This is a genomic window from Caenispirillum bisanense (assembly GCF_039523075.1).
GTDB lineage: Bacteria > Pseudomonadota > Alphaproteobacteria > Rhodospirillales > Rhodospirillaceae > Caenispirillum > Caenispirillum bisanense.
This window is the reverse complement of record NZ_BAAAEP010000051.1, coordinates 1-25,882: the sequence shown is the minus strand read 5'-3', so window position 1 is coordinate 25,882 and position 25,882 is coordinate 1. Positions and strand designations below refer to the sequence as shown.

At 70.8% G+C, this 25,882-nt stretch carries 23 protein-coding genes; 17 read left to right on the top strand and 6 right to left on the bottom strand.

What is annotated here, in order from left to right:
• Positions 1–3: 3 nt before the first annotated feature.
• The 13 genes from ABD056_RS18570 to ABD056_RS18510 all read left to right on the top strand — a co-directional run bounded on the left by ABD056_RS18570 (position 4) and on the right by ABD056_RS18510 (position 13,058).
• The gene (locus ABD056_RS18570; RefSeq protein WP_343869119.1) at positions 4–891 is read left to right on the top strand and encodes a lysophospholipid acyltransferase family protein; all 888 of its coding nucleotides are present in this window, start codon (positions 4–6) and stop codon (positions 889–891) included.
• A 105-nt stretch (positions 892–996) separates the two neighbouring features.
• Positions 997–2,409: a tRNA (N6-isopentenyl adenosine(37)-C2)-methylthiotransferase MiaB gene (gene miaB, locus ABD056_RS18565; protein WP_343869117.1), complete on the top strand. Its 1,413-nt coding sequence runs from the start codon at positions 997–999 to the stop codon at positions 2,407–2,409.
• Between the two features lie 5 nt (positions 2,410–2,414).
• A complete protein-coding gene (locus tag ABD056_RS18560; protein ID WP_343869115.1) occupies positions 2,415–3,422 on the top strand; it encodes a PhoH family protein in 1,008 nt (335 codons plus the stop codon).
• A gap of 68 nt (positions 3,423–3,490) precedes the next feature.
• The gene (ybeY, locus tag ABD056_RS18555) at positions 3,491–4,081 is read left to right on the top strand and encodes an rRNA maturation RNase YbeY (RefSeq protein WP_343869113.1); all 591 of its coding nucleotides are present in this window, start codon (positions 3,491–3,493) and stop codon (positions 4,079–4,081) included.
• On the top strand, positions 4,078–5,004 hold the full coding sequence (locus tag ABD056_RS18550) for a hemolysin family protein (protein ID WP_343869111.1): 927 nt from the start codon (positions 4,078–4,080) through the stop codon (positions 5,002–5,004). Before ybeY ends, ABD056_RS18550 begins: the two co-directional genes overlap by 4 nt.
• Positions 5,005–5,058: 54 nt before the next feature.
• Positions 5,059–6,630, top strand: a complete 1,572-nt coding sequence (gene lnt / locus ABD056_RS18545; RefSeq protein ID WP_343869109.1) for an apolipoprotein N-acyltransferase — start codon at positions 5,059–5,061, stop codon at positions 6,628–6,630.
• Positions 6,631–6,804: 174 nt separating this feature from the next.
• A complete protein-coding gene (locus ABD056_RS18540) occupies positions 6,805–7,239 on the top strand; it encodes a helix-turn-helix domain-containing protein (protein WP_343869107.1) in 435 nt (144 codons plus the stop codon).
• Positions 7,240–7,474: 235 nt separating this feature from the next.
• Complete coding sequence (metK, locus tag ABD056_RS18535; protein WP_343869105.1) at positions 7,475–8,656, top strand: methionine adenosyltransferase; 1,182 nt, start codon at positions 7,475–7,477, stop codon at positions 8,654–8,656.
• Between the two features lie 97 nt (positions 8,657–8,753).
• Complete coding sequence (gene trmB, locus ABD056_RS18530; protein WP_343869148.1) at positions 8,754–9,398, top strand: tRNA (guanine(46)-N(7))-methyltransferase TrmB; 645 nt, start codon at positions 8,754–8,756, stop codon at positions 9,396–9,398.
• A 60-nt stretch (positions 9,399–9,458) separates the two neighbouring features.
• The gene (locus tag ABD056_RS18525; RefSeq protein WP_343869103.1) at positions 9,459–9,950 is read left to right on the top strand and encodes a GFA family protein; all 492 of its coding nucleotides are present in this window, start codon (positions 9,459–9,461) and stop codon (positions 9,948–9,950) included.
• Positions 9,951–10,010: 60 nt separating this feature from the next.
• Entirely contained in the window at positions 10,011–11,369 is a 1,359-nt protein-coding gene (locus ABD056_RS18520) for an AmpG family muropeptide MFS transporter (RefSeq protein ID WP_343869101.1), read from the top strand.
• Between the two features lie 121 nt (positions 11,370–11,490).
• Entirely contained in the window at positions 11,491–12,654 is a 1,164-nt protein-coding gene (gene hemW, locus ABD056_RS18515; protein ID WP_343869099.1) for a radical SAM family heme chaperone HemW, read from the top strand.
• 59 nt (positions 12,655–12,713) lie between these two features.
• A complete protein-coding gene (locus tag ABD056_RS18510; RefSeq protein WP_343869097.1) occupies positions 12,714–13,058 on the top strand; it encodes a 4-fold beta flower protein in 345 nt (114 codons plus the stop codon).
• A 21-nt stretch (positions 13,059–13,079) separates the two neighbouring features.
• Here ABD056_RS18510 and ABD056_RS18505 read toward each other — a convergent pair whose 3' ends face one another.
• The 5 genes from ABD056_RS18505 to ABD056_RS18485 all read right to left on the bottom strand — a co-directional run bounded on the left by ABD056_RS18505 (position 13,080) and on the right by ABD056_RS18485 (position 19,644).
• Complete coding sequence (locus ABD056_RS18505; protein WP_343869094.1) at positions 13,080–14,150, bottom strand: NAD(P)H-dependent flavin oxidoreductase; 1,071 nt, start codon at positions 14,148–14,150, stop codon at positions 13,080–13,082.
• Between the two features lie 120 nt (positions 14,151–14,270).
• Positions 14,271–15,605, bottom strand: a complete 1,335-nt coding sequence (locus ABD056_RS18500) for a protoglobin domain-containing protein (protein WP_343869092.1) — start codon at positions 15,603–15,605, stop codon at positions 14,271–14,273.
• 490 nt (positions 15,606–16,095) lie between these two features.
• The gene (locus tag ABD056_RS18495) at positions 16,096–16,362 is read right to left on the bottom strand and encodes a hypothetical protein (RefSeq protein ID WP_343869090.1); all 267 of its coding nucleotides are present in this window, start codon (positions 16,360–16,362) and stop codon (positions 16,096–16,098) included.
• A gap of 70 nt (positions 16,363–16,432) precedes the next feature.
• Entirely contained in the window at positions 16,433–17,776 is a 1,344-nt protein-coding gene (locus ABD056_RS18490; protein WP_343869088.1) for a DUF2336 domain-containing protein, read from the bottom strand.
• On the bottom strand, positions 17,773–19,644 hold the full coding sequence (locus tag ABD056_RS18485; protein WP_343869086.1) for a GGDEF domain-containing protein: 1,872 nt from the start codon (positions 19,642–19,644) through the stop codon (positions 17,773–17,775). Before ABD056_RS18485 ends, ABD056_RS18490 begins: the two co-directional genes overlap by 4 nt.
• 205 nt (positions 19,645–19,849) lie before the next feature.
• Here ABD056_RS18485 and dapD point away from each other — a divergent pair, with 205 nt between their 5' ends.
• The 4 genes from dapD to ABD056_RS18465 all read left to right on the top strand — a co-directional run bounded on the left by dapD (position 19,850) and on the right by ABD056_RS18465 (position 24,098).
• A complete protein-coding gene (gene dapD / locus ABD056_RS18480; protein ID WP_343869084.1) occupies positions 19,850–20,692 on the top strand; it encodes a 2,3,4,5-tetrahydropyridine-2,6-dicarboxylate N-succinyltransferase in 843 nt (280 codons plus the stop codon).
• A 29-nt stretch (positions 20,693–20,721) separates the two neighbouring features.
• On the top strand, positions 20,722–21,918 hold the full coding sequence (gene dapE / locus ABD056_RS18475; RefSeq protein ID WP_343869082.1) for a succinyl-diaminopimelate desuccinylase: 1,197 nt from the start codon (positions 20,722–20,724) through the stop codon (positions 21,916–21,918).
• Between the two features lie 4 nt (positions 21,919–21,922).
• Positions 21,923–22,510, top strand: a complete 588-nt coding sequence (locus ABD056_RS18470; protein ID WP_343869080.1) for a hypothetical protein — start codon at positions 21,923–21,925, stop codon at positions 22,508–22,510.
• Between the two features lie 169 nt (positions 22,511–22,679).
• A complete protein-coding gene (locus ABD056_RS18465) occupies positions 22,680–24,098 on the top strand; it encodes a methyl-accepting chemotaxis protein (RefSeq protein WP_343869078.1) in 1,419 nt (472 codons plus the stop codon).
• Between the two features lie 66 nt (positions 24,099–24,164).
• Here ABD056_RS18465 and cysS read toward each other — a convergent pair whose 3' ends face one another.
• Positions 24,165–25,703 (bottom strand): cysteine--tRNA ligase, encoded by a 1,539-nt coding sequence (cysS, locus tag ABD056_RS18460; protein WP_343869076.1) that lies wholly within the window; start codon positions 25,701–25,703, stop codon positions 24,165–24,167.
• Positions 25,704–25,882: the final 179 nt, after the last annotated feature.

Below are 25,882 nucleotides of genomic sequence, written 5' to 3'. Positions count from 1 at the left end.
GACATGCAGTCGACCTTGATGGCCGCCTTCCGCCTGTTCCTGTTCGTGCTGTGGACGCTGGTGGTCATTCCGCCCTATGCGCTGACCATGCTGGTGCGCGGCCCCTACCGCTCCTTCGCCCGGCTGTACTGGCGGGTGGTCTGCCGCATCACGGCGACCGAGGTGGTGGTGAAGGGCGTGCCGGCGACGGCGCGGCCGCTGGTGATGGTGGCCAATCACACCAGCTACATGGACATCGTGGTGCTGGGGTCGCTGGTGCGCGGCGCCTTCGTCGCCAAGTCGGAGGTCGCCGGCTGGCCGGGATTCGGCACCATCGCCAAGCTGGGGCGCACCGTCTTCGTCGACCGCAAGCGCACCGCCGCCGGTCGCCAGCGCGACGAGATCGTGCGCCGGCTGGTGAAGGACCGCGAGCCGCTCATCTTCTTCCCCGAAGGCACCTCCAACGACGGCAACCGCGTGCTGCCGTTCAAGAGCACCCTGTTCAACGTCGCCGAAAAGCCGGTCAATGGCGAGACGGTGACGGTGCAGCCGGTGTCCATCGCCTACACCCGCATCGACGGCATGCCCATGGGCTGGGCCGGGCGGCCGTACTATGCGTGGTATGGCGACATGGACCTGGCGCCGCACCTGTGGGCGCTGCTCGGCCATGGCCGGGTGACGGTGGAGGTGGAATTCCACCGGCCGGTGCAGGCGGCGCAGTTCCCCCATCGCCGCGACCTGTCGGCGTGGTGCGAGGCGGTGGTGCGGGCCGGCGTCGCCCGCGCCCTGTTCGGCCGCGACCTGCCGGCCGACCCGCCGCTGCCGCCGCCCGAGGATGAATGCGCGCCGGCGGCCGTGGCGGCGACCGCCGAAAGAGCACCGGCGCCGGCGGCGGCCTCCCCCGTCGCTTAACTTGACTTTGACCGTCTGCCTGCTAACTCTCGTACTGTGGATCGGGGATCGCGGCGCCACCGGCGCCAGTCTTTGCAGGGAAGCCGGAACGGTTAATCCAAGCCCTTGAAAAAACAGCTATATATCAAGACCTACGGGTGTCAGATGAACGTCTACGACTCCGGTCGCATGGCGGACGTCCTGGCGCCCATCGGGTATGCCCCCGCCGAAGCGCCCGACGGCGCCGACATGGTCATCCTCAACACCTGCCACATCCGCGAGAAGGCGGCCGAGAAGGTGTTCTCGGAACTGGGCCGGCTGCGCAACCTCAAGGAGGAGAAGCGGGCCGCCGGCGGTGACCTGCTGATCGCCGTCGCCGGCTGCGTCGCCCAGGCGGAAGGCGAGGAGATCCTGGCCCGCGCGCCCTATGTCGACATCGTGCTGGGGCCCCAGGCCTATCACAAGCTGCCGGAGATGGTGGCCCAGGCCGAGCGCGCCGCCGCCCAGGCCGCCACCGCGCGGGCCAACGGCAAGCCGGCGCCGGGGCAGGGCATCCTCAACACTGATTTCCCGGCCGAGCCCAAGTTCGATCACCTGCCGGCGCCCAGCGTCAGCGGCCCGTCCGCCTTCCTGTCGATCCAGGAGGGCTGCGACAAGTTCTGCACCTTCTGCGTCGTCCCCTACACGCGCGGCGCCGAGTATTCGCGCGGCGTCGCCGCCATCGTGGCGGAAGCGCGCCAGATGGTGGCGGCCGGCGTGCGGGAGATCACCCTGCTCGGCCAGAACGTCAACGCCTTCCATGGCGAGGGGCCGGACGGCCGCGAATGGGGCCTCGGCGCCCTGTGCCGGGCGCTGGCGGAGATCGACGGGCTCGCCCGCATCCGCTACACCACCTCCCACCCGCGCGATGTGGACGACGACCTGATCGCCGCCCACCGCGACGTGCCGGCGCTGTCGCCGTTCATCCACCTGCCGGTGCAGTCGGGGTCCGACCGCATCTTGCGGGCCATGAACCGCGGCCACACCGCCGACGACTACCGCCGCATCATCGACCGGCTGAAGACGGCGCGCGACGATCTGGCGCTGTCGTCGGACTTCATCGTCGGCTTCCCCGGCGAGACCGACGCCGACTTCGCCGCCACCCTCAAGCTGGTGGAGGACGTGGGCTACGTTCAGGCCTACAGCTTCAAGTACAGCCCGCGCCCCGGCACGCCGGCCGCCGGCATGGCCAATCAGGTGCCGGAAGCGGTGAAGGACGAACGGCTGGCCGCCCTTCAGGCGTTGCTCCAGACGCAGCAGGTGGCGTTCAACCAGGCCTGCGTCGGGCGCGAGATGGACGTGCTGCTCGACCGCGAGGGACGCCAGGCCGGCCAGTTGCTCGGCCGCAGCCCCTACATGCAGCCGGTGCACATGGAAGCGCCGGCCGCCCTGTTCGGGGCACTTGCCCGCCTGCGCATCGTATCCGCCGGGCCCAACAGCCTGCGCGGCGAGTTGATCGCGGCGCACCCGCCGCAACCGAAGGAAAGGGCTTGCGCGTGACAGACATGGCGACGACCCCCGACGACCGGACCGAGATCACCGTTCAGTTCGACGACAACGGTTTGCTCCAGGTCCTGTTCGGGCCGGCCAACGCCAATCTGGACCGCATCGAGGAACGCCTCGGCGTTTCGCTCAGTGCCATGGGCAACACAGTGGTCATCCACGGCGGCGCCACCGAGGCGGGCGAGGCCGAGGCGGTGCTCGACACCCTCTACCGCCGCGCCCGCCAGGGCCACGACATCACCCTGGGCGAGGTCGATGCGGTCATCCGCATGGAGGGCGAGCAGGTCACCGGCGAGGCCGGCGGCGAAGACCTGACCATCCGCACCCGCAAGCGCCACGTCATCCCGCGGTCGAAGACGCAGGCGGACTACGTGCGCGTCATGCGCGCCAACGAACTGGTGTTCGGCATGGGCCCGGCCGGCACCGGCAAGACCTACATGGCCGTCGCCCAGGCGGTGTCCATGAAGATCGCCGGCAAGGTCGACCGCCTCATCCTCTCCCGCCCCGCCGTCGAGGCGGGGGAGCGGCTGGGCTTCCTGCCCGGCGACATGCGGGAGAAGATCGACCCCTACCTGCGGCCGCTCTACGACGCCCTCTACGACATGATGCCGGGCGACCAGGTGGTGAAGGAACTGGAGGCCGGCACCATCGAGGTGGCGCCGCTCGCCTTCATGCGCGGCCGCACGCTGTCCAACGCCTTCATCATCCTGGACGAGGCGCAGAACACCACGCCGACGCAGATGAAGATGTTCCTCACCCGCCTTGGCGAGAACTCGCGCATGGTCATCACCGGCGACCTGTCGCAGGTGGACCTGCCGCTCGGCGCCAAGTCGGGCCTGCGCGATGCGCTGGAGGTGCTGGACGGGCAGCGGGGCATCGGCTTCATCACCTTCAGCCGCAAGGACGTGGTGCGCCACGATCTGGTGACCCGCATCGTCACCGCCTACGACCACCGCGACCGCTCCGGCGGCGCCCTGCCGCACAACCACCCCGGCAGCACCAGCCGCTGACACCACGGCACCACCCCGCCGCCGCGCCGCTCCGGCCGGACGGCGGCCCTGAAGGACGTACCGCATCCATGCCCGGCACCCTGCCGCATTCTGCTGAACCGCTCGCCCCGCCCGCCGTCGACGTGCTGGTGGAGGTGGAGCGCTGGACCGCCCTGCTGCCCGACATTGAAGACCTGGTGGTGCGCGCCGCCACCGCTGCCTATATGGCCGGCGGTGCCGACGCCTTCGAGCCGGAGCCGCCGCACGGCGTCGAGATGTCGGTGTCGCTGCAGGACGATGCCGCCGTGCAGGCGCTGAACCGCCACTACCGCCGCAAGGATTCGCCCACCAACGTGCTGTCCTTCGCCGCCCTGGAAGGCGACCTGCCGCCCTTGCCGGAGGGCGAGCCGCTGCCGCTGGGCGACATCGTGCTGGCGCTGGAAACCTGCGAACGCGAGGCGGCGGAGACCGGCATTCCGCTCGCCCACCATGTTCACCATCTGGTGGTGCATGGCGTGCTGCATCTTCTCGGGTATGATCACGAGGACGATGCCGATGCCGAGGAGATGGAGGCGGTGGAGGTGGCGGTGCTGGCCGCTGCCGGCATCCCCGACCCCTACGCCCGCGGCGGCGATGACGAGGAGGAGCCGGCGTCCCCGACTCCCGAAAGAGAGAGATGACCGACCAGAGTTCCAGTAGCCCGCCCCGCGTGTACGGGGCCGAGCACGACAATGGCCTGCTCACCGGTGTCCGTCACTGGCTGAAGGGCCTGCGCCGCCGCAACGGCGGCGACCATTCCGTCCGCGAGACGCTCGAAGAGCTGATCGAGGAACGGGAACAGGACGAACTGCCCATCGACGAGCATGAGCGCGTCCTGCTGACCAACATCTTCCGGCTGCGCGACCTGACGGCCTGGGACGTCATGATCCCGCGCGCCGACATCGTGGCGGTGGAGGTGGGCACCGCGCTGCGGGAAGTCACCGACACCCTGGCGCGGGTGGGCCATTCGCGCCTGCCGGTCTACCGCGAGACCCTGGACGACGTCATCGGCATGGTCCACATCAAGGACCTGGTGGCGGTGGTGGCCAAGGGGCGGACGGTCAACCTGCAGCATCTGGTGCGGCGGGTGCTGTTCGTCTCGCCGTCCATCCGGGTGCTCGACCTGCTGCTGGAGATGCGCCTGAAACGCACCCACATGGCCATGGTGGTGGACGAATACGGCGGCATCGACGGCCTGCTGACCATCGAGGACGTGGTGGAACAGATCGTCGGCGAGATCGAGGACGAACACGACTCCGACGCCGATGCCGAAATGGTCGACATGGGCGACGGCACCCTGATGGCCGACGCCCGTGTGTCGCTGGAGGATTTCGAGGACCGCTACGGCGAGGTGGTGACGGAGGAGGAGCGCGAGGAGATCGACACCCTCGGCGGCCTTGTGTTCCGCATCACCGGCCGCATTCCGGCCCGCGGCGAGCTGGTCCGCCACCCGCCCAGCGGCCTGGAGTTCGAGATCCTCGACGCCGACCCGCGCCGCATCCGCCGGCTGCGCCTGCGCAACCTGCCGCCGCCGGTGGACCGCAGCGAGCGGCAGGACGACTGAGCCTTGCGCCGCCTGCCGCACCGCACCCCTTCGCAACCAGGGAACCCGCCCTCCGTGAGACGTGACACCCGCCTCGGCGGCCTGAAGGATCGCATCGCCGGCCTCACCGGCTGGCGGCGGCTGGCGTTGGCCTTCGGGCTCGGCGTGCTGACCACGGCGGCGCTGCCGCCGGTGCACGCGGTGCCGGTGCTGCTGCTGACCCTGCCGCTGCTGCTGTGGCTGGCCGACGGCACGGCGCGGCCGCGGCAGGCCTTTCTGGTCGGCTGGGTGTTCGGCCTCGGCCATTTCGCCAGCGGTCTGTACTGGATCTCCAACGCCCTGCTGATCGACCCGACGCGGTTCGGCTGGATGATCCCCTTTGCCGTCGGCGGCCTGGGCGCGCTGCTCGGGCTGTTTCCGGCCGCCGCGGTGGCGGTGGCGCGGCTGGCCGGCACCACCGGGCCCGGCCGGGTGATGCTGTTCGCCGCCGCCTGGACGGTGTTCGAGTGGGTGCGCGGCTGGGTGCTCACCGGCTTCCCGTGGAACCCGCTGGCGAGCGTGTGGATGCCGGCCGACACGGTGCTGCAGTCGACGGCGCTGATCGGCACCTACGGCCTCAGCCTGCTGACGGCGCTCGCCTTCGCCATGCCTGCGGTGCTGGGCGACCGCGCCGCCGGCGCCGTGCGCACGGTGGCGGCGGCCTGGGGCGTGCTGGCGGTGCTCACCCTGTGGGGCGGCTGGCGACTGGCGACGGCGGAGGTGGCGACGGTGCCGGGGGCGGTGCTGCGGGTGGTGCAGCCTAACATCTCCCAGCATGAGAAGTGGAAGGCCGACCAGCGCGACGCCAACCTGATGACCCATGTGGAGCTGTCGCAGCGCGACGGCTTCGCCGACCTCACCGCCGTCATCTGGCCGGAGACGGCGGCCAGCTTCGCCATCAACACCGATGCGCCGCGCCGCCATCTGGCCGCCCTGGCGGCGCCGCCGGGCGGCGTGCTGCTGACCGGGGCGCCGCGGGTGACGCCGCCGGGCGAGCAGCCCTTCCGCATCTGGAACAGCCTTGTGGCGCTGAACGGCGATGCCGCCATCGTCGGCAGCTACGACAAGATGCACCTGGTGCCGTTCGGCGAGTACGTGCCCCTGCGCGGCATCCTGCCCATCGACAAGATCACGCCGGGCAGCACCGACTTCTCGTTCGGCGAAGGGCCGCGGCTGATGAGCGTGCCGGGCCTGCCGCCGGCCGGGCCGCTGGTGTGCTACGAGGTGATCTTCCCCGGCGCCATCGTGCTCGACCCCGCCCACCGGCCGGGCTGGCTGCTGAACGTCACCAACGACGGCTGGTACGGCATTTCCGCCGGCCCCTACCAGCACTTCGCCACCTCCCGCCTGCGGGCGGTGGAGGAAGGGCTGCCGCTGGTGCGGGCGGCCAATACCGGCATCTCGGGCGTCATCGACCCCTACGGCCGGGTGGTGGCGAGCCTGGCGCTCGGCACCCAGGGCATCATCGACTCCTCCCTGCCGGCGGCCCTGGCGCCGACCCCTTACGCCCGTGGCGGCAACGCCGTGCCGCTCACCCTGGCGCTGCTGCTGGGAGGCTGCGCCCTTTGGTTGCGACCCCGTAGGCTGGAATTGTTCGACTCCGTGTGAACCGGGCCGGAGCGGCTGACGTTTTCCGTACACGTCAGACGATATGACGCGTCCTGCCGAACAAGGAGGCGTATGTCGGAGTCAGCGTCCGGATTCCCTTGGGGTTGTGCCATGAACTCACTCTCGCACACGTCCGCCGTCGACGAGAATGGTCGGCGATCCTCGCGCGGTCGCATGCCGTCGGGTAAGCCGAACCCCGTGGACGTGCATGTGGGCAGTCGGGTCCGCCTGCGCCGCACCCTGCTCGGCCTCAGCCAGGAGAAGCTGGGCGAAGCCATCGGCCTGACCTTCCAGCAGGTCCAGAAGTACGAGCGCGGCGCCAACCGCATCGGCGCCAGCCGGCTGTGGGATCTGTCGCGCGTGCTGGACGTGCCGGTGTCGTTCTTCTTTGAAGAGATGGACGAAAGCGTCTCCTCCCGCAGCCCGCGCAACGTCCTGCGCGGCGCCGAGGAGGTGGAGGAGACGGAAGCCGATCCCATGACCAAGCGGGAGACGCTGGAGCTGGTGCGGGCCTATTACCGCATCATCGATCCGCAGGTGCGCAAGCGCATCTACGACCTGGCGAAGACCCTGGCGGTCAGCGACGAACGCCCGCCCGCCGACGAGTGAGCGGCGGCATCTCCCGGCGCGGGGCGGCGGTGGCCGCCGGCCCGGGCTGTCACGGTTCGGGGGCCCGTTTGCGCTTGCATTCGGGCCCCCGTTCCGTTACTTCCTCCGCTTTGGTTGCGGCGGGCAGCGGCCCAGCCGGCCAGATGTGTTTCCACAGTCTCGCCTTGACGAGAAAACGGCTCCGGGGTGGCGTCGCGGGCCGCGGATGACCTGCTTCCATGGGAGGGATGCCCCAGTGTCTCAGTCCGAATACCTGTTCACCAGCGAGTCCGTGTCGGAAGGCCACCCGGACAAGGTGTGCGACCGGATCTCCGATACCATCGTCGACACCTTCCTCGCCGCCGACCCCGAGGCGCGTGTCGCCGTCGAGACGCTGGCGACCACCAACCGCATCGTGCTGGCCGGCGAAGTGCGCGGCCCCGCCTCGATCACCCACGAGGTGCTGATCGAAAAGGCGCGCGAGGCCGTGCGGGCCATCGGCTATGAACAGGACGGCTTCGACTGGCGCACCGCCGACGTGTCCTGCTACGTCCACTCGCAGTCCGCCGACATCGCCGTCGGCGTCGACGCGGCGGGCAACAAGGACGAAGGCGCCGGCGACCAGGGCATCATGTTCGGCTACGCCTGCGACGAAACCGACGAGCTGATGCCCGCCCCCATCGCCCTGTCGCACCGCATCCTGAAGGCCATGTCGGCCGCCCGCCACGCCGGCAAGGTGCCCTTCGGCCCCGACGCCAAGAGCCAGGTGACCCTGCGCTACGTCAACGGCAAGCCGGTCGGCGCCACCTCGGTCGTCGTCTCCACCCAGCATGCCGAGCATGTGTCGCAGGAAGACGTGCGCGAGATGGTGCGCCCCTTCGTGCTCGACGCCCTGCCCGAAGGCTGGATGTGCCCCGAGGACGAGTTCTACGTCAACCCGACCGGCCGCTTCGTCATCGGCGGGCCGGACGGTGACTGCGGCCTGACCGGGCGCAAGATCATCGTCGACACCTACGGCGGCGCGGCGCCCCACGGCGGCGGCGCCTTCTCGGGCAAGGACCCGACCAAGGTCGACCGTTCCGCCGCCTATGCCGCGCGCTATCTGGCGAAGAACGTGGTCGGCGCCGGCCTCGCTTCCAAGTGCCTGATCCAGCTGTCCTATGCCATCGGCGTCGCCAAGCCGCTGTCGGTCTATGTCGACTGCTACGGCACCGGCAAGGTGGACGAGGGCAAGCTGTCGGCCGTGCTGCAGGAGCTGATGAACCTCAGCCCGCGCGGCATCCGCACCCACCTGCAGCTCAACCGCCCGATCTATGCCCGCACCGCCGCCTACGGCCACTTCGGCCGCCAGCCGGAGGAAGACGGCGGCTTCTCGTGGGAGAAGCTGGATCTGGTCACCGAGCTGAAGAGCGCCTTCGGTGTCACGGCGACCGTCTGATCCGTCGCCGCAGGAGAACGGGGCGCCGTCCAGGCAGGACGGCGCCCTCTTCCATGCCGCCGACCCGCGCTTCTACGGCCGCCGCAAGGGCAAGCGCCTGAAGTCCACCCGCCAGCGGCTGGTGGAAGACCTGCTGCCGCAGGTGGCCGTGGCTGAGCCGGCCGAGGGCGAGACGCTCGACCTCGCCGCCCTGTTCCCGCGCCCCATGCGCGCCTATGCGCTGGAAGTCGGCTTCGGCAACGGCGAGCATCTGGCCGGCTGGGCGGCCCGCCACCCGGACATCGGCTTCATCGGCGCCGAACCCTTCATCAACGGCGTCGGCGCCCTGCTGGTGCAGATGGAGGAGCAGGGGCTCGACAACATCCGCGTCTTCACCGACGACGTGCGCCGGCTGCTGCCGGCCATTCCGGCCAATGCGCTGGAAAAGGTGTTCGTCCTGTTCCCCGATCCGTGGCCCAAGACCCGCCACGCCCGCCGCCGCTTCATCAACGTCTCCAACCTCGACCTGCTGGCCGAGCGCATGGTGGACGGGGCGGAGCTGCGCGTCGCTTCCGACGACATGGTCTACGTGCGCTGGAGCCTGATCCAGGCCACCAACCACCCGGCCTTCCGCTGGACGGCGGGAAAGCCCGAGGACTGGCGCCAGCGCTGGCCGGACGGCTTCCCCACCCGGTATGAGGCGAAGCAGATCCGCGGCGAGCCCAAGTACCTGACCTTCTGCCGCCTGCCGCGCGAGGCTTGACCGCTTGCCCGCCGCCGGGCGTTCATGGGGTGCCCTGAACACCTGGAACGGAGGTCGGTCATGCGACTGGACGGATCCTGCCACTGCGGCGCGGTGCGGTTTTCGGTGGAGGCCTATGCGCCGGTGCCCTACATGCGCTGCTACTGCTCCATCTGCCGCAAGACGGCGGGCAGCGGCGGCTTCGCCATCAACCTCGGCGCCCATGCCCATACCCTGACCGTCACGGCGGCGGAGGGGGCGATCGGCGTCTACCGGGCGCTGATCGACGGCGAGCAGAGCCCCATGGAGCGACGCTTCTGCACCCGCTGCGGCACCGCCCTGTGGGCCTGGGACCCGCGCTGGCCGTCGCTGCTGCACCCCCACGCCGGGGCCATCGACACGCCGCTGCCGGCGCCGCCGGAAGCCGCCCACATCCTGATCGGCAGCAAGGCGGAGTGGGTGCGGGTGGATGCTGCCGCCGGCGAGCAATGCTTCGATGCCTACCCCGACCAGTCGCTGGCCGACTGGCACCGCGCCCGCGGGCTGCTGGAAGGGCCGGCGCCCGAGGCTTGAACCGCCGGCAAAACCCGGTAGCCTGTCGGTCGCCGAACACCCCACGCAGCGGATGATGCCTTGACCTCCTGGACCCGTTCGCTCGCCGTCTATGCCGACCGGCGGGTGCTTTCCATCCTGTTCCTGGGCTTCAGTTCCGGGCTGCCGCTGTTGCTGGTCTATGGCACCCTGTCGGCGTGGCTGACCGAGGCGGGGCTGTCGCTGACGGTGATCGGCCTGTTCTCGTGGGCGTCGACCGCCTATGCCTTCAAGTGGCTGTGGTCGCCGCTGGTGGACCGCCTGCCGCTGCCGCCCTTCACCCACCTGTTCGGCCAGCGCCGCGGCTGGATGCTGGCCAGCCAGCTGCTGGTGGCCGGCGCCATGCTCGGCCTCGGCTCGTCCGATCCGGCCGCCAACGTGTGGGTGACGGCCGGCTGGGCGGTGCTGCTGGCCTTCGCCTCCGCCACCCAGGACATCGTCATCGACGCCTACCGGGTGGAGATCCTGGAGGAAGAGAAGCTGGGGGCCGGGGCGGGCAACATCGTGCTCGGCTACCGCCTCGCCATGCTGGCCTCCGGCGGCGGCGCGCTGGTGATCGCCGATGCCGCCGGCTGGTTCTGGGCCTATGCCGCCATGGCGGCGCTGATGGGCGTCGGCATGGTGACGGTGCTGCTCAACCGCGAGCCCGCCCGCCCGCACCTGGAACGCTCGGCGGTGGAAGAGGCGCGGGCGCAGGCGTGGATCGACGGTCACGCCCACCTGGGGCCGCGCGTCAGCCGCGGGCTCGGCTGGCTTTACGGCGCCGTGGTGCTGCCGCTGAAGGACTTCTTCACCCGCCCGCACTGGCTGGTGATCCTGCTGTTCATCGCCCTCTACAAGTACGGCGATGCCCTGCTGGGGGTGATGGCCAACCCGTTCTACATCGACATCGGCTTCACCAAGACCGAGATCGGCGTCGTCTCCAAGTCGTGGGGGGTCATCATGACCATCGTCGGCGGCCTGGTGGGCGGGGTGCTGGTGGCGAAGCTCGGCATCATGCGGTCGCTGCTGGTGTGCGGCGTGCTGCAGGCGGCGTCGAACCTGGTGTTCGTCGCCCAGGCCATGGTGGGGGCGGACGTCGGGTTCCTGGTGGTGACCATTTCGGTGGAAAATCTCACCGGCGGCATGGGCACGGCGGCCTTCGTGGCCTATCTGTCGTCCTTGTGCAATCTGGCCTATACGGCGACGCAATACGCCCTGGTCTCCAGCTTCATGGCCTTCGCCCGCACCTTCTTCGCCAGCGGCGGCGGCTGGGTGGCGGACCGGGTGGACTGGGTGACCTACTTCCTCATCTCCACCGCCGCCGCCCTGCCGGGCCTGCTGCTGCTGCTGTGGATGATGCGCCTGTTCCCGCGCGAGACCAGTCAGGTGAAGGTGGCGGCGCTGGCGGAGGACGACTGACTTCTTAGTCACCCAACCGCCTTTTTGAACCACCAAGACACCAAGACACCAAGGCTTCAGTCCCCCTTGGTGCCTTGGTGTCTTGGTGGTTAATCCAGCACCACGGACGCAAAGTGATACGATGAAAGACGAAGGCTTCGGGCTTTATGTCCATTGGCCGTTCTGCCTGTCCAAGTGCCCCTACTGCGACTTCAACAGCCATGTGGCGGCGGCGGTGGATCATGGGCGGTGGCGGCGGGCGCTGCTGACCGAGCTGGCGCACTATGCCGCCGACAGCGGCGGGCGGCGGCTGACCAGCGTGTTCTTCGGCGGCGGCACGCCGTCGCTGATGGAGCCGGAGACGGTGGCCGCCGTGCTGGAGGCCGCCGGCCGCCACTGGAGCCTCGCCCCCGACCTGGAGGTGACGCTGGAGGCCAACCCCGGCGCCGTCGACCGCGCCAAGTTCGAGGGCTTCGCCCAGGCCGGCGTCAATCGGGTGAGCCTGGGCGTGCAGGCGCTGGACGATGCGGCGCTCGGCTTCCTCGGCCGCCGCCACGACCGGGCCGAGGCGCTGGCGGCGCTGGCGACGGCGCAGGCGCTGTTCCCGCGCACCTCCATCGACCTCATCTACGCCCGCCCCGGTCAGGCGCCGGAGGACTGGCGGCAGGAACTGCGGCGGGCGCTCGACATCCTGGCCGGCCACGGCCACCTGTCGCTCTACCAGCTGACCGTCGAGCAGGGGACGAAGTTCTACCTCGACTGGCACCGCGGCGACTGGCGCCTGCCGGAGGAAGACGATGCCGTCGCCCTGTGGCAGGTGACGCGGGAGGAAACCGCCCGTGCCGGCCTGCCGGCCTATGAAGTCTCCAACCACGCCCGGCCGGGGCAGGAATGCCGGCATAACCTCGTCTACTGGCGCGGCGGCGATTATGTCGGCGTCGGGCCGGGCGCCCACGGCCGCCTCACGCTCGCCGGCACGCCGCACGCCACCCGCCAGCACCGGGCGCCGGAGATGTGGCTGGCGCGGGTGGAGCGCGACGGCCATGCCAGCACCGACCGCGAGCCGCTCGACCCCGACCAGCGGGCGGAGGAACTGCTGCTCATGGGCCTGCGGCTGACCGAGGGCATCGACAAGGCCCGCTTCGCCCGCCTGGCCGGCCGGCCGCTGGCGGCGTGCACCGACCCCGCCGCCCTGGCGGCGCTGGAGGAGGAAGGGCTGATCATCGACACACCGGCCGCCCTGCGCGCCACCGAGGCCGGCATGCTGGTGCTGAACGGCGTCATCGCCGCCCTGGTGCCGGCCTGAGGGAACAGGCGGCGGCGCCCGGACGTTTCCAGGGTATCGGAAGCAGACGGGAGGGTTCCATGCGCGCCCTGTACGACAGCCGCGGCCACTGCGTCGCCTATCTGGCCCCGCGCGGCCGCATCGTCACCCGCAGCGGCTGGGTGAAGGCCATCATCGGCCGCGGCGGCCTCGTCCACGATGCCCGCGGCCGTCACCTGGGATGGTGGCGCGACGGCTATATCCGCGGCCGCGACGGCGGCGTCGTCGCCTTCCGCCGCGGCAGCCGGCTGCGGGTGATCCCGCCCATGGTGGGACCGGCGCCGCTCGGCCCCACCGACGTGCTGCTGACGCCGGTATCGCCCATCCGCGACGTGCCGCCGCTGATGCCGGCCGGCACCTTCGCCTGGAGCCGCCAGCGCTTATAAGTCTGGCGCTGTGCTCAGCGGCTATAGGTTTGGCGCTGTGCTCAGCGCCCTGCGCGCCTCGGCCATGATGCGGGCGACGATGGCCGCCGCCGGTTCCTCCCGCGCCAGCGCCGCCGCCTGACCGGCCCACACGCTGGTCAGGTCGGCGTCGAGGGTGCGGGCGGCGTGGCTGCGCAGCGGCCGGGTGAGGCCGTTGGGCAGCGGGAAGGGCGGAATGGGCGCGGCGGCGAATCGCTCCGTCACCCGGTTGCGCAGGCCGCGCGCCATGCGGCCGGAGAAGGCGCGGGTGAGGGTGGTCGTCTCGGCATCGCCCGCCGCCAGCGCCGCCTTGGCGCCGGCATTGAGCGGACACTCGGCCGCCCGCAGGAAGGCGGTACCGAGCGCCGCCGCCTGCGCCCCCACCAGCAGCGCCGCCGCCAGCCCGCGACCGTCGGCGATGGCGCCGGCGGCGATGACTGGGATGGAAACGGCATCCACCACCTGCGGCACCAGCGCCAGGGTGCCGATCAGGCTGCCTTCCCGCCGGTCGCCGGTGAAGCCGCCGCGGTGGCCGCCGGCCTCGTAGCCCTGCGCCATGACGGCATCGAAACCGGCCGCCTCCACCGCCCGCGCCTCCGCCGGGGTGGTGGCGGTGCCGATGGTGAACAGGCCCGCCGCCCGCAGGCGGTCCATGGCCGGCTGCGGCGGCAGGCCGAAGGTGATGGAGAAGACCGGCGCACCGCCCTCGATCAGCGCCGCCAGCTGCTCGTCGAAGCGCGGGCCGGCGGCGACCTCGGCCGGCGGTGGCGGCAGTCCGGCCTCGCCATGCAGGGCGGCGAGGCGGGCGCGGTAGTCGGCTTCCGCCGCCGGATCGGCGGGCTCGGCCGGCAGCGGAGCGAACAGGTTGACGGCGAAGGGGCGGTCGGTGCGGTCGCGGATCTCCCGGCAGGCGGCGGCGATGGCCTCCGGCGTCAGGTAGGCGGCGCCCAGCGAACCGAGCCCGCCGGCCGCCGATACCGCCGCCACCAGCGCGGCCGAGGCGGTGACGCCGGCCATGGGCGCCAGCACCAGGGGATGATCGACACCAAGGCGGCGGGCGAGCGGCGTGGGCATGGGGAACCTCCCGTTGCGGTCAGGCTGCCATTGCACAGCCCGACCGCCGCCGGCTCAAGACCCATTTGGCGCCGGCAGCCATCGCCGCCGGCGGCGCCGTCGTCGTCGCCGTCGCCGTCGTCAGGCGCTGGCCTTCACCCGGTCGAGGAACCCGCGCACCGCCTGGCGCAACTGGTCGGTCTCGCCGGAGACGCCCTGGCTGTCGCGGCGCAGCGCCTGGGCGACCTGGGCCGTCGCCTCGGCATCGCCGCGCACGGCGGAGATGCCGCTGCGCATGCCGTTGATGCCGCTGGCGGCGCGCTGGACGTTGCTGGCGATGTCGCGGGTGGCGGCGCCCTGTTCCTCCACCGCCGCGGCGATGCTCGACGAGATGTGGTCGATGCGGCCGATGGTGGAGCGGATGCCGTCGATGGCCTTCACCACGCTGCCGGTGGCGTCGCGCAGGGCGGCGACCTGGCGGTCGATGTCCTCGGTGGCGCGGGCGGTCTGCTGGGCCAGAGCCTTGACCTCGCCGGCCACCACGGCGAAGCCCTTGCCGGCCTCGCCGGCGCGGGCGGCCTCGATGGTGGCGTTCAGCGCCAGCAGGTTGGTCTGGCTGGCGATGTCGTTGATGAGCTTGACCACCTCGCCGATCTTGTCGGCCATGCTCGACAGATTGGCGACCACCTGCCCGGCGCGGCCGGCTTCTTCCACCGCCTCGCGGCTGGTGGAGGTGGATTGCGACATCTGGCGGTTGATCTCGGCGATGGAGGCGGACAGCTGCTCCGCCGCGGCCGCCACCGTATCGGCGTTGCGGGCGGCGGCATCGGCGCCGTCGGCGACGGTTTCGGCGTTGCTGGAGGTATTGGCGGCGGTGGCGGTGAGCGATTCCGCCGACGCCAGCAGGCGCCCCACGGTATCGGCCAGCCGTTCGGTGATGGAGCCGACGCCGTGTTCGAAGTCGCGGGCGTCATCGGCGCGATCGGCGCGGCGCTTTTCCCGCTCCAGGTCGAAATAGGTCGTCAGCACGGTGGTGACGTCCATGAACACCGCCCGGTTGACGGCCTTCAGGATGGCCGCGGCTTCCTGCGGACGGCGCCGGCGGTTCTCGATCACCATGTCGATGAGGGCATCCATGAAGAAACAATAGCCCGCGACATAGTAATCGGGCTGAACCTTGTGCTTCACGTGAGCCATGCCGATGCTGCGCACGGTGGCGGCATAGCGGTCATCCCACTGCCCCGCGAACAGGGTCTCCAGCCAATGGCGGCGCTGCGCGGCGCGGGCGTGGCTCATGGCGGTTTCCGAGGAAAACAGCCCGGCCATGGCGGGGTCGCGGCGCACGAAGCCGTAGAAGGCCTCCAGCACCGCATCCAGCCGCTCGGCCACCAGCGGCTTCACCGCGGCAAGGGAGCGGCGGGTTTCGTCGTCGATCCGCATCAGGCGCAGCTGGTCGCGTATTTCTCGGCTGGACATAGTACAGTATCCCCCACTCTCTATATGGCTTTATAGTTTGACTCTGAGGATAGTAATCCAAAGGGTAATCGATTTAATTCTATCGTCCGGCATTACGCAACAAGATATAGCCTTGCGACCCGGTTTTCCTTCGGGAGCGCAATTTCACGTACCAAGGTATTGAATTGGGAGGGGGTAGGAGCCGCCGGGTGCGGGGTCCGGCGGCTCCTCTGGAGCCCCGGCCGGGGAGAGAGCATTTGGCCGGGGCAGGTAGCGACCGGTCCGCCCCTGCGAGGAGGAGTGCGGCGTCCGTTCGGGGCAACAGCGCGCCGCGGCGGGACGGATCGGTCTCTGCCGCCCATGTCAGCAACCGCCGTGCCAGCCGACGCAGTGCCCGGACTCGGCGGGATTTCCGGGATGGCGGAAACCGCGGCGGCAACCCTCAATGCAGGCTGCGACGCAGGATGAAAACCCCGCCTGCGGGATGCCAATCCTGACCGGCGTTGCCGGGTCAGACGTCGACGCAGTCGAACACCGCCACCTTGCCGTCCGGCGTTTCGGTCACGTCCTGCAGCAGGGCGAGGCGGCTCACCCCGACGCAATGGCGGTTGGCGGTGTCGACGGCGTCGGACATGGCCGATTCGCTGTCATCCATGATGAGGGTGATGCCGCCGCGATCGGCCCCCAGCGGCGGCGCCTCGGCACAGGCGGCGAGCAGCGCGGCCACGGCAAGGGCGGCGGCGGCACGGGCGGCGGCGGGCGGGCGGGGGCTGGACATGGCGGCGGCCTCGCGATGATGACCTCTGCCACATCAACACCGCCGGGCGCCCGCCGGTTCGGTCGTCGGTTCAGCCGCCGGCGCGGCCCAGATGCTCGCTCACCGCCTTGCGGAAGAGGTCGATCTGCCACTCCATTTCGTCGGGCTTGAGGGCGTAGCCGGCGCTGCGGGTCGGCCGCAGGATGACGCTGGGCGCCACCCGGCCGAGCTGGGCCTGCAGGTGGACGGCGCACTGGGCCGACAGGCCGGCCTTCCAGGCCACGGCGACGATGCCCTGGGGGCTGGAGGACAGGATGGCGGCGCTCACCACCTCCGGCGGCACCTTGCCGAGCACGGCCAGGGCGGCGGTGACGAATTCCTCGTCGGCGGCGAACAGGGCGTCCTCCACCACCTTTTCGGTCAGCAGCCCGCGCGAGGCCATGAAGCTGGCGCGCTCCAGCGCCTGCCGGGTCGGCCGGTGCCAGTCGGTAGCAGTGACCTTGAGGTCGGGCGGTGCCGTCCTGGCGCCCCGCCCGTCGCCCTTGGGCGGTTCCCCCAGCCGGCGGTGGACCACCCGGGCGACCTCGCGGGCGGCATCGGGCGGCAGGTCTTCACGCTGCTGCAGCACCAGGATCAGGTTGTCGGCCACGAACCGCGCCAGCCGCACCGCCGCATCGCCGCCCAGGGTGGGACGGCGCACCAGCGGCTCGTGCCAGGACGGGTGGCGGGGGGCGGCCTCGATCAGCCGGTCGAGGGTTTCCTCGCGGATCTGGGCGCTGCCGTTGGCCAGCAGCACGGCGATGGCATCGCCGTCGGCGGTGCCGGCAATGGCATCGGCCACCATCGGCGTCACCAGCCGGCGGCGGGAAATGGCGCTCAGCTTGGCGCTGATGGGGCTGGAGGCGATGATTTCCAGCAGGTCCTCGTCGGTCAGCACCGGCGAGAACTCCAGCACCGGCGCCGCCACCGCCACCTCGACGTCGCGCGCCAGCTGGCGGATGACGTCGGGCGGGGCGTCGGCGACGTCCTTCAGGGCCTCCGACAGGATCTGGCGCACCCGCGGGATCTGGTCGCGCGCGAGGTTGTCAAGCACCTCCAGGATGGCCGCCTGCACCCGGCCCTGCTCGTGCTCCGACAGCTGCGGCGCCAGCCGGGCGATCTTGGCGGCGAGGTCGCAGCGCACGTCCTCGTCGTCGTCGTGGGCCAGCAGCAGGTGGGCGAGCGGCGGCGTCGCGGTATTGGCGATGATGGCCCGGCGCACGCGCGGGTCGGGGTCTTCGGCCAGGTAATAGAGGATTTCCGGCACGATGTCGGTGCGTTCCGCCAGTTCGCGGCGGACGTCCGGGTCCTGGTGGCGGGCCAGCTCGCGCGCCTGTTCATAGGAGAGCGGATCGGTATCGGGCTGGCCGAGCAGGCGGCGGATCAGCGAGTTCATGACGCACCGCCTTCCGTCCCGTCGACCGTTCCGTCGACGGGGGCGGGGGCGGGCGCGGGCGGAACCGGCGCCGGCGCCGCCAGCCGGTAGGCGTTCTTGCCGGTGTGCTTGGCGGAATACATGGCCTCGTCGGCGCGGGCGAGCATGTCGGTCAGGCTTTCCGGCCGCGCCGGATCGAACACCGCGACCCCCAGCGACAGGCTGAGCGGCCGGTCGTCGCGGCCCGACCACTGGCGCAGCGGCTGCGCCGCCTCGATCAGCCGCTGGGCCTTGGTTTCGGCCACGGCGGCATCGGCGCCTTCCAGCCACAGGGCGAACTCGTCGCCGCCCAGGCGGGCGACCAGATCGGTCGGCCGGGTGTTGCCGAGCAGCAGGTCGCGCAGCTGCTGCAGCACCTTGTCGCCGGTCTGGTGGCCGCGCAGGTCGTTGACCAGCTTGAAGTTGTCGAGGTCGAGGTAGATCAGCGCCGCCGGACTGCCGTCGCGCTCCAGCCGGCGGAAGCGGCGGTCCAGTTCCTCGAAGAAGGCGCGGCGGTTGAACAGGCCGGTCAGCGAGTCGGTGCGCGACATGCGCAGGATGAACTCGTGGTTGCTGATCTGCTCCATGGCGATGCCGAGCTGGCTGCCGATGTCGGCGATCAGCAGGCGGTCGTCCTCGCTCCAGCCGCCGCGCTCGGCCTGCCGCCACAGCACCACGGCGCCGTTCAGTTCCTGGCGGTAGAAGGTGGGCACCGCCATCACCAGCCAGTCGCCGATTTCCAGCTCCAGCCGGCCCATGCGCTGGCGCAGGCGGTCCAGCACCGGTCCGGCGGCGACGTAGCCGAGGTCGCCCCAGCGGGCGCCGGGCACGAAGGTGACGGCGCCGTCGGCGGGCGGCGGCTCGCCCTCCGGCTGTTCCTGCACGCGGAACACCTGGCAGACCGTGGCGCCCATGCCGCGGCCGAGGGTTTCTGCCGCCACCGCCAGCATGTTGGCGGGGTCGACCTCGTCGCGGATGGCGCGCACGACGTAGGTGAGGATGCGCTCGCGGTTGCGGGCGCGGGCGAGGGAGGCGTCGCGCTCCCGCTCGCGGGTCACGTCGCGGCCGACGCCGCGGGCGCCCATCCAGGCGCCGTCGGCAGCGAACAGCGGCGTCGCCGACATGCGTACGCAGGCGACGGCGCCGGCGGCGGTGCGCAGCCAGACGTCGGTTTCCTCCACCGGCTCGCGGGCGAGGAAGGGTACCTCGCCGGGGCCGAAGTAGTCGGCCACCAGGTCGTCGGGCGGGCGGCCCACCAGCCGCTGCGCCGGATGGCCGAGGGCGCCGCGCGGGCTGACGAAGACGAAGGTGCCCTGCGGCCCGATCTCCCACGCGAAGTCGGTGGAGATTTCCACGAAGTCCTTGTAGCGCTGGCGCGATTCCACCAGGGCCGCGCGCAGGGTGCGTTCCAGCGTGACGTCGCGGGCGAGCAGCAGCAGGCCGCCGGCCTGCGGCCCGTCCAGCGGCAGCAGGGTCAGGCGGAACCACGCCTGGCCGGACTCGCCGGGGAAGCTGACGATTTCCTCCACCGCCGCGGCGCCCTGGCGGGCGCGGGCGGCCAGGGCGCGCACGCTGGCCGGCAGCGGGGCCGGCAGGCCGTCGGAGGAGGCGGGAAGCTCGCTGCCGCTGGCGGCGCGGGCCTCGCGCTCCAGGGCCGCCATCAGCCCGTCGGAACGCGGCCCGACGATGACCGGGCGGTCGAAGGGGTCGATCAGCAGCATGCCGCCGGGATAGCTGTCCAGCGACTGGCGGGCGAGAACCAGCAGCGCGGCATCGCCGTCGCCGTCCGGTCCCTCGTCATCCAGCACGCCGAGCCGCGCCGCTGCCGTCCCTGACGGTGTGTCGACCACCTGCTCCCCCAGTCCCCATGACCCATACGGCGCAAATCCTAACCCCTTCAGTTTGTCATGCCAACTGGTGCGCTGCCAGGATGCGCGCGCAGGCTGCGGCGTTGCCGGGCGGGCGGGCGGCGTCGCACGGTCGGTTGACTTGGGCCGGCACCGGGGTATGTTCACGAACCATTTCCCTGCACGACCAAGGACCGGAGCCGGCCGCATGAGCCTCGACAGCCTGAAGACCGCCATCGAATCCGCCTGGGACGCCCGCGACGGCATCTCTGCCGCCACCGGCGGCGAGACCCGCGAGGCCGTGGAGACGGCGCTTGCGCTGCTCGACAAGGGCGAGCTGCGGGTGGCCGAGAAGGGCGCCGACGGCTGGGTGGTCAACCAGTGGGCCAAGAAGGCGGTGCTGCTGTCGTTCCGCCTCAATGACATGAGCGTCATCGAGGGCGGCCCCGGCGGCGCCACCTGGTGGGACAAGGTGCCGAGCAAGTTCGCCGGCTGGGGCGAGGCCGAATTCCGCCAGGCCGGCTTCCGCGCCGTGCCGGGCGCCGTGGTGCGCCGGTCGGCCTACATCGCGCCGGGCGTGGTGCTGATGCCGTCCTTTGTCAACCTGGGCGCCCACGTCGGCAGCGGCACCATGGTCGACACCTGGGCCACCGTCGGCTCCTGCGCCCAGATCGGCAAGAACGTCCACCTGTCCGGCGGCGCCGGCATCGGCGGCGTGCTGGAGCCGCTGCAGGCCGGCCCGGTGATCATCGAGGACAACTGCTTCATCGGCGCCCGCTCCGAGGTGGTCGAGGGCGTGGTGGTCGAGGAAGGCGCCGTGCTGTCCATGGGCGTGTTCATCGGCGCCTCCACCAAGATCGTCGACCGCGAGACCGGTGAGACGTTCATGGGTCGGGTGCCGGCCTATTCCGTCGTCGTGCCGGGCTCCCTGCCGGGCAAGACCCTGCCCGACGGCACGCCGGGCCCCAGCCTGTCGTGCGCCGTCATCATCAAGCGGGTGGACGAGCGGACCCGTTCCAAGGTCAGCATCAACGACCTGCTGCGCGACTGAGACCGAGACCGACCAGGCCCGGAGCACCCGTGACCATCGCCACCGCCGACCGCCCGCTGACGCCGGACGCCCTGACCGATCCGCTGCCGCTCGCCCGCGCCCTCATCCGCCGGGCGAGCATCACCCCGCGCGACGACGGGGCGCTGGACGTGCTGCAGGCGGCGCTGGAGGCCCTCGGCTTCCGCTGCACCCGGCTGCCGTTCGGCGACGGTGACGGGCGGATCGACAACCTTTATGCCCGCCGTGGCGAGACCGGCCCCAACTTCTGCTTCGCCGGCCACACCGACGTGGTGCCGGTAGGCGAGGGCTGGACGGTCGATCCCTTCGCGGCGGAGGTCATCGACGGTCGCCTGTTCGGCCGCGGCGCCGCCGACATGAAGGGGGCCATCGCCGCCTTCGTCGCGGCGGTGGCGCGCCACCTGAAGGACGACGGCGCGGCCGCCGGCCAGGGCTCCCTCAGCCTGCTCATCACCGGCGACGAGGAAGGCGATGCCGTCAACGGCACGGTGAAGGTGCTGGAGTGGCTGGCGCAACAGGGTGAGCGCATCGACCACTGCCTGGTGGGCGAGCCGACCAATCCGGCCCGCCTGGGCGACATGATGAAGATCGGCCGCCGCGGCAGCCTCAACGGCCGGGTGACGGTCTACGGCACCCAGGGCCACGTGGCCTATCCGCACCTGGCCGACAACCCGATCCCGCGCCTCATGCGCATGCTCGGCGCCCTGATCGAGCGGCCGCTGGACGCCGGGACCGAGCACTTCCAGCCGTCCAACCTGGAAATCGTCACCATCGACGTCGGCAATGCCGCCTCCAACGTCATCCCCGGCGCCGCCCATGCCCGCTTCAACATCCGCTTCAACGACCTGCACAGCGGCGAGCGGCTGACCGCGTGGGTGCGGGAGCATCTGGAACTGGCCGCCGGCGGGGCGCTCTTCGACCTCGACGTCAAGGTGTCGGGCGATGCCTTCCTGACCCCGCCGGGCCTGCTGTCGAGCCTCATCGCCGACGCCTGCGCGGCGGTCACCGGCCGCCGGCCGGAGCAGAGCACCTCCGGCGGCACGTCGGATGCGCGGTTCATCAAGAATGCCTGCCCGGTGGTGGAATTCGGGCTGGTCGGCCGCACCATGCACAAGACCGACGAACACGTCGAACTGGCCGACCTGGAGGCGCTGACGGCGATCTATCACCGCATCCTCGCCGCCTATCCCCTGGCGGCGGCGGGCTGACGCCATGGGCATCCCCTCCATCCGCGAGACGGCGGCCAGCCTGGAAGGGCTGCGTCGCATCGTCCGCATGGACCCGACCGGCCTGGACTGCTTCAACGCCAGCGTCCAGGGCTTCTGGAACTCGTTCTTCGTCGCCGTCCTGACGCTGCCGTTCTATCTGCTGCAGGCCGGCGTCTATTACATGAATGCCGACATCGAGGCCTCCGCCGCGCGCTTCCTGTCGCTGGAGCTGATGACCTTCGTCCTCGGCTGGCTGGTCTATCCGGTGGTGATGGTCACGGTCACCCAGGTGATGGACCGCTGGCAGCACTATCTGCGCTACATGGTGGCGTACAACTGGTTCCAGCTGGTGGTGGCGGCGCTGCTGCTGCCGCTGTCGCTGCTGCAGCTGACCGGCATGGCGCCCGACGGGCTGATCGCCCTGCTGTTCCTGATGGCGACCAGCGCCTTCCTGCTCTACGGCTGGTTCATCGCCAATCGCGGGCTGGACCTGGGCGGCGCCACCGCCGCCGGCATCGTCATCCTCGACCTCGCCCTCAGCCTGTTGGTGAACGGCGCCACCGATCTGCTGCTCAAAGGCGCACAGGGCTAGTCTATCGGGAGTGGTACCCTAGACTTTTTCCGTAGGGGAACGCTTGCGTCCGGTACATCTTCCCCCCACAATTCAGCTGTGAAGCAGGAAGCCGAGGCGGCGGTTCACCATCCACAAGAACGATGGAGCCCCGCCCTCGCGCGCAGGGAGGAAGTCCATGGATGAAGGGATGCGTCGCCACCCGGGCCCGACGGCCGGGGGCGATACAGGGGATACGGCCGTCGCCGGCATCGTGCGCGGCATCGGCACCTTGTGGGAACATCTGGCGGCAGTGGCGCTCGACATCGGCGCCGTCAACGACCGCCTGAGCGGCAGCGTCGGGCAGTTCGACCATCTGCGTACCGCCGCCGAACAGATGGCGGCCGCCAATCACGACATCGACCGTGCCGCCGGCACCGCCAACGGCGTCGCCGAGCAGGTGCTGGCCGAGGCGCGCGAAAGCCGCGCCGCCCTTGGTCGCGCCACCGCCGACATCCAGGATCTGGTGCGCAGCGTCGGCCGCATCGAACAGCAGCTGGCCGGGCTGTCGGAGGCCCTGCGGCAGGTTTCGGCGGTGAGCCAGGAGATCGAGGCCATCGCCAAGCAGACCCGCCTGCTGGCGCTGAACGCCACCATCGAGGCGGCCCGCGCCGGCGAGGCCGGCAAGGGCTTCGGCGTCGTCGCCGGCGAGGTCAAGGCCCTGGCCCAGCAGACCAGCAACGCCACCGCCCACATCGAGGACACGGTGGCGGAACTGGACAAGCTGATCGGCGATCTGGTGCAGGAAAGCTCCGGCAGCCGCGACCATGCCGTCGCCGTGGAAACCTCCACCGCCACCCTGTCGCACGTGGTCGAATCGCTGCAGCAGGGGCTGGAGACGGTGGGCGGCCAGATCGGCGCCATCGCCGGCGCCGCTGCCGGCAACCTGCAGCGCTGCTCCACCGTGGTCGACAGCGTCAACCTGCTGACCAAGGACGTGGAGGAGGAAAGCAGCCACCTCGACCACGCCAACCGTCAGGTCGCCGACCTGATGAGCCAGACCCAGGGGCTGATCGGCGCCGCCATCACCAATGGCTTCGAGATGGCCGACAGCGTCTACGTCCGCCGCGCCCAGGAGGCGGCGGAAGCCATCGGCCGGATGTTCGAGGAACAGGTGGCGTCTGGCCGGATCACGCTCGCCGACCTGTTCGACGAGGCCTACAAGCCGGTGGCGGGCACCAACCCGCAGCAGCACACCACCCGCTTCAGCGATCTCACCGACCGCCTGCTGCCGGGCCTGCAGGAGCCGCTGCTGGCGTCGGACGGCAACATCCTGTTCTGCGCCGCGGTGGACCGCAACGGCTACCTGCCGACCCACAACAGGAAGTACAGCCAGCCGCAGGGCAAGGACCCGCTGTGGAACGCCGCCAACTGCCGCAACCGCCGCATCTTCAACGATCCGGTCGGGCTGGCGGCCGGCCGCAATACCCGGCCGTTCCTGCTCAACAGCTACAAGCGCGACATGGGCGGCGGCAAGATGGTGATGATGAAGGACGTCAGCGCCCCCATCACCGTGCAGGGCCGCCACTGGGGCGGCTTCCGCCTCGGCTATACCCTGGGGCGGCGATAGGCCGGCCCCGAAAACGCAAACGGCGGCACCTGCAGGTGCCGCCGTTTCGTTGACCGCCTCAGGCCGCTACTCGGCGCCGGCGAGCGGCAGCCACTCGAAGGTGGTGCCCTGCGGCGTGTCCATGATGCCGACGCCCTTGGCCAGCAGCTCGTCGCGGATGGCGTCGGAGCGGGCGAAGTCCTTGGCCTTGCGGGCCTCGGTGCGCTCCGCCAGACGGGCGGTGATGGTGGCTTCGTCCAGGGTCTGGCCGGCCGGGCGGATGATGAGGTCGTCCACCGTCAGGGTCAGCAGGTTGAGGCCGAGCACCAGATCGGCCAGCGCCGCCAGCCGCAGGGTTTCCTCGGGCGCCAGTTTCTTGTCGAACAGAAGCTCGTTCAGATGGGCCACCGCCGCCGGGGTCGCCAGATCGTTGGAGACGGCGGCATCCAGCGTGTCCGCCCACTCGGCGGCGCGCGGCGACAGGCCGGCTGTCAGCTGCTGGCGCAGGTAGGCAAGCGAACCGCCGGAGCTGTAGCGCATCTCGCCGGCCAGCCGCGCCACCGTGTCGGCCTCCGCCTTGGCCTTCAGGTCGGCGATGCGCAGCAGCAGGCGGCGAAGGCTCGCACGGGTGCCGACCAGCGCGTCCCAGGTGAACTCCAGCGACGAGCGGTAGGAAGCGCCGAGCAGGAACAGGCGGTAGACGACCGGGTGGATGCCCTGGTCGACGATGCTCTGCAGGGTGAGGAACTTGCCCGACGACTTCGACATCTTGCCGTCGCGCATGATGAGGAATTCGTTGTGCATCCACCAGTTGGCACCCGAGTTCTCCGACCGGGTGTAGCCCTGGTTCTGGGCGATCTCGTTGCAGTGGTGGACCTGCCGGTGGTCGATGCCGCCGGTGTGGATGTCGAACTGCTCGCCCAGGTACTTCATGGACATGACCGAGCATTCCAGGTGCCAGCCCGGCGCCCCGACGCCCCAGGGGCTGTGCCATTCCATCTGCCGCTGCACGCCGTCGGGGCTCTTGCGCCAGACCGCGAAGTCGGCCGGGTGGCGCTTGCCGCCGGGGCCTTCGACGCGGCGGTGTTCTTCGCCCATGCCGGCCAGGTCGAGCAGCCCGAGGCGGCCGTAGTCGGCCACCTTGGAGATGTCGAAATAGGCGCCGTCCTCCAGTTCGTACAGGTATCCGGCGGCGTCCAGCTCGCGGGCGAAGGCGATCATCTCCTGGATGTGCTGGGTCGCCGGCGTCCAGTGGCTGGGCTCCAGGATGTTGAGGCGGCGCACGTCGTCCTTGAACACGTCGGTGTAATGGGCGGCGATGTCCCAGATGGACTTCTTCTCGCGGCTGGCCGCCACCTCCATCTTGTCCTCGCCGGTGTCGGCGTCGGACGTCAGGTGGCCCACGTCGGTGATGTTGATGATGTGGGTGACGTTGTAGCCCTTGAAGGTCAGCACCCGGCGCAGGGTGTCGGCGAAGACATAGGCGCGCAGGTTGCCGATGTGGGCGTAGTTGTAGACCGTCGGGCCACAGGAGTAGACGCGCACGTTCCGCGGGTCGATGGGCTGGAACTCCTGGACCTCGCGGCCCAGGCTGTTGAACAGGCGGAGCGGGTGCTGCGTCGTCATCCTTCGTACTTCTGCAAGGGTTGCAGGGAGGGCGGGCGCCAGGGCGGGCCCGCCGCAGGCTGCCAGATGTAGCACCGCCGCGCCGCCCGACCAGGCGGTTCGGCCGCCGGGGTCATCCCTCGGCGGGGCGGTCCTTCAGCCGGCGCAGGCGCCGCAGCCGGTGCAGGCGGCCGGGTCGA

Bases quoted from the DNA above. Each gene is read 5' to 3' on its own strand.
- ABD056_RS18560 (WP_343869115.1), top strand. From the start codon at position 2,415: ATGGCGACGACCCCCGACGACCGGACCGAGATCACCGTTCAGTTCGAC.
- cysS (WP_343869076.1), bottom strand. From the start codon at position 25,703: ATGACGACGCAGCACCCGCTCCGCCTGTTCAACAGCCTGGGCCGCGAG.
- ABD056_RS18570 (WP_343869119.1), top strand. From the start codon at position 4: ATGCAGTCGACCTTGATGGCCGCCTTCCGCCTGTTCCTGTTCGTGCTG.
- ABD056_RS18470 (WP_343869080.1), top strand. From the start codon at position 21,923: ATGGGCATCCCCTCCATCCGCGAGACGGCGGCCAGCCTGGAAGGGCTG.
- ABD056_RS18550 (WP_343869111.1), top strand. From the start codon at position 4,078: ATGACCGACCAGAGTTCCAGTAGCCCGCCCCGCGTGTACGGGGCCGAG.
- ybeY (WP_343869113.1), top strand. From the start codon at position 3,491: ATGCCCGGCACCCTGCCGCATTCTGCTGAACCGCTCGCCCCGCCCGCC.
- ABD056_RS18500 (WP_343869092.1), bottom strand. From the start codon at position 15,605: ATGTCCAGCCGAGAAATACGCGACCAGCTGCGCCTGATGCGGATCGAC.
- ABD056_RS18525 (WP_343869103.1), top strand. From the start codon at position 9,459: ATGCGACTGGACGGATCCTGCCACTGCGGCGCGGTGCGGTTTTCGGTG.
- ABD056_RS18490 (WP_343869088.1), bottom strand. From the start codon at position 17,776: ATGAACTCGCTGATCCGCCGCCTGCTCGGCCAGCCCGATACCGATCCG.
- ABD056_RS18510 (WP_343869097.1), top strand. From the start codon at position 12,714: ATGCGCGCCCTGTACGACAGCCGCGGCCACTGCGTCGCCTATCTGGCC.
- dapD (WP_343869084.1), top strand. From the start codon at position 19,850: ATGAGCCTCGACAGCCTGAAGACCGCCATCGAATCCGCCTGGGACGCC.
- hemW (WP_343869099.1), top strand. From the start codon at position 11,491: ATGAAAGACGAAGGCTTCGGGCTTTATGTCCATTGGCCGTTCTGCCTG.
- ABD056_RS18540 (WP_343869107.1), top strand. From the start codon at position 6,805: ATGCCGTCGGGTAAGCCGAACCCCGTGGACGTGCATGTGGGCAGTCGG.
- ABD056_RS18505 (WP_343869094.1), bottom strand. From the start codon at position 14,150: ATGCCCACGCCGCTCGCCCGCCGCCTTGGTGTCGATCATCCCCTGGTG.
- ABD056_RS18465 (WP_343869078.1), top strand. From the start codon at position 22,680: ATGCGTCGCCACCCGGGCCCGACGGCCGGGGGCGATACAGGGGATACG.
- ABD056_RS18495 (WP_343869090.1), bottom strand. From the start codon at position 16,362: ATGTCCAGCCCCCGCCCGCCCGCCGCCGCCCGTGCCGCCGCCGCCCTT.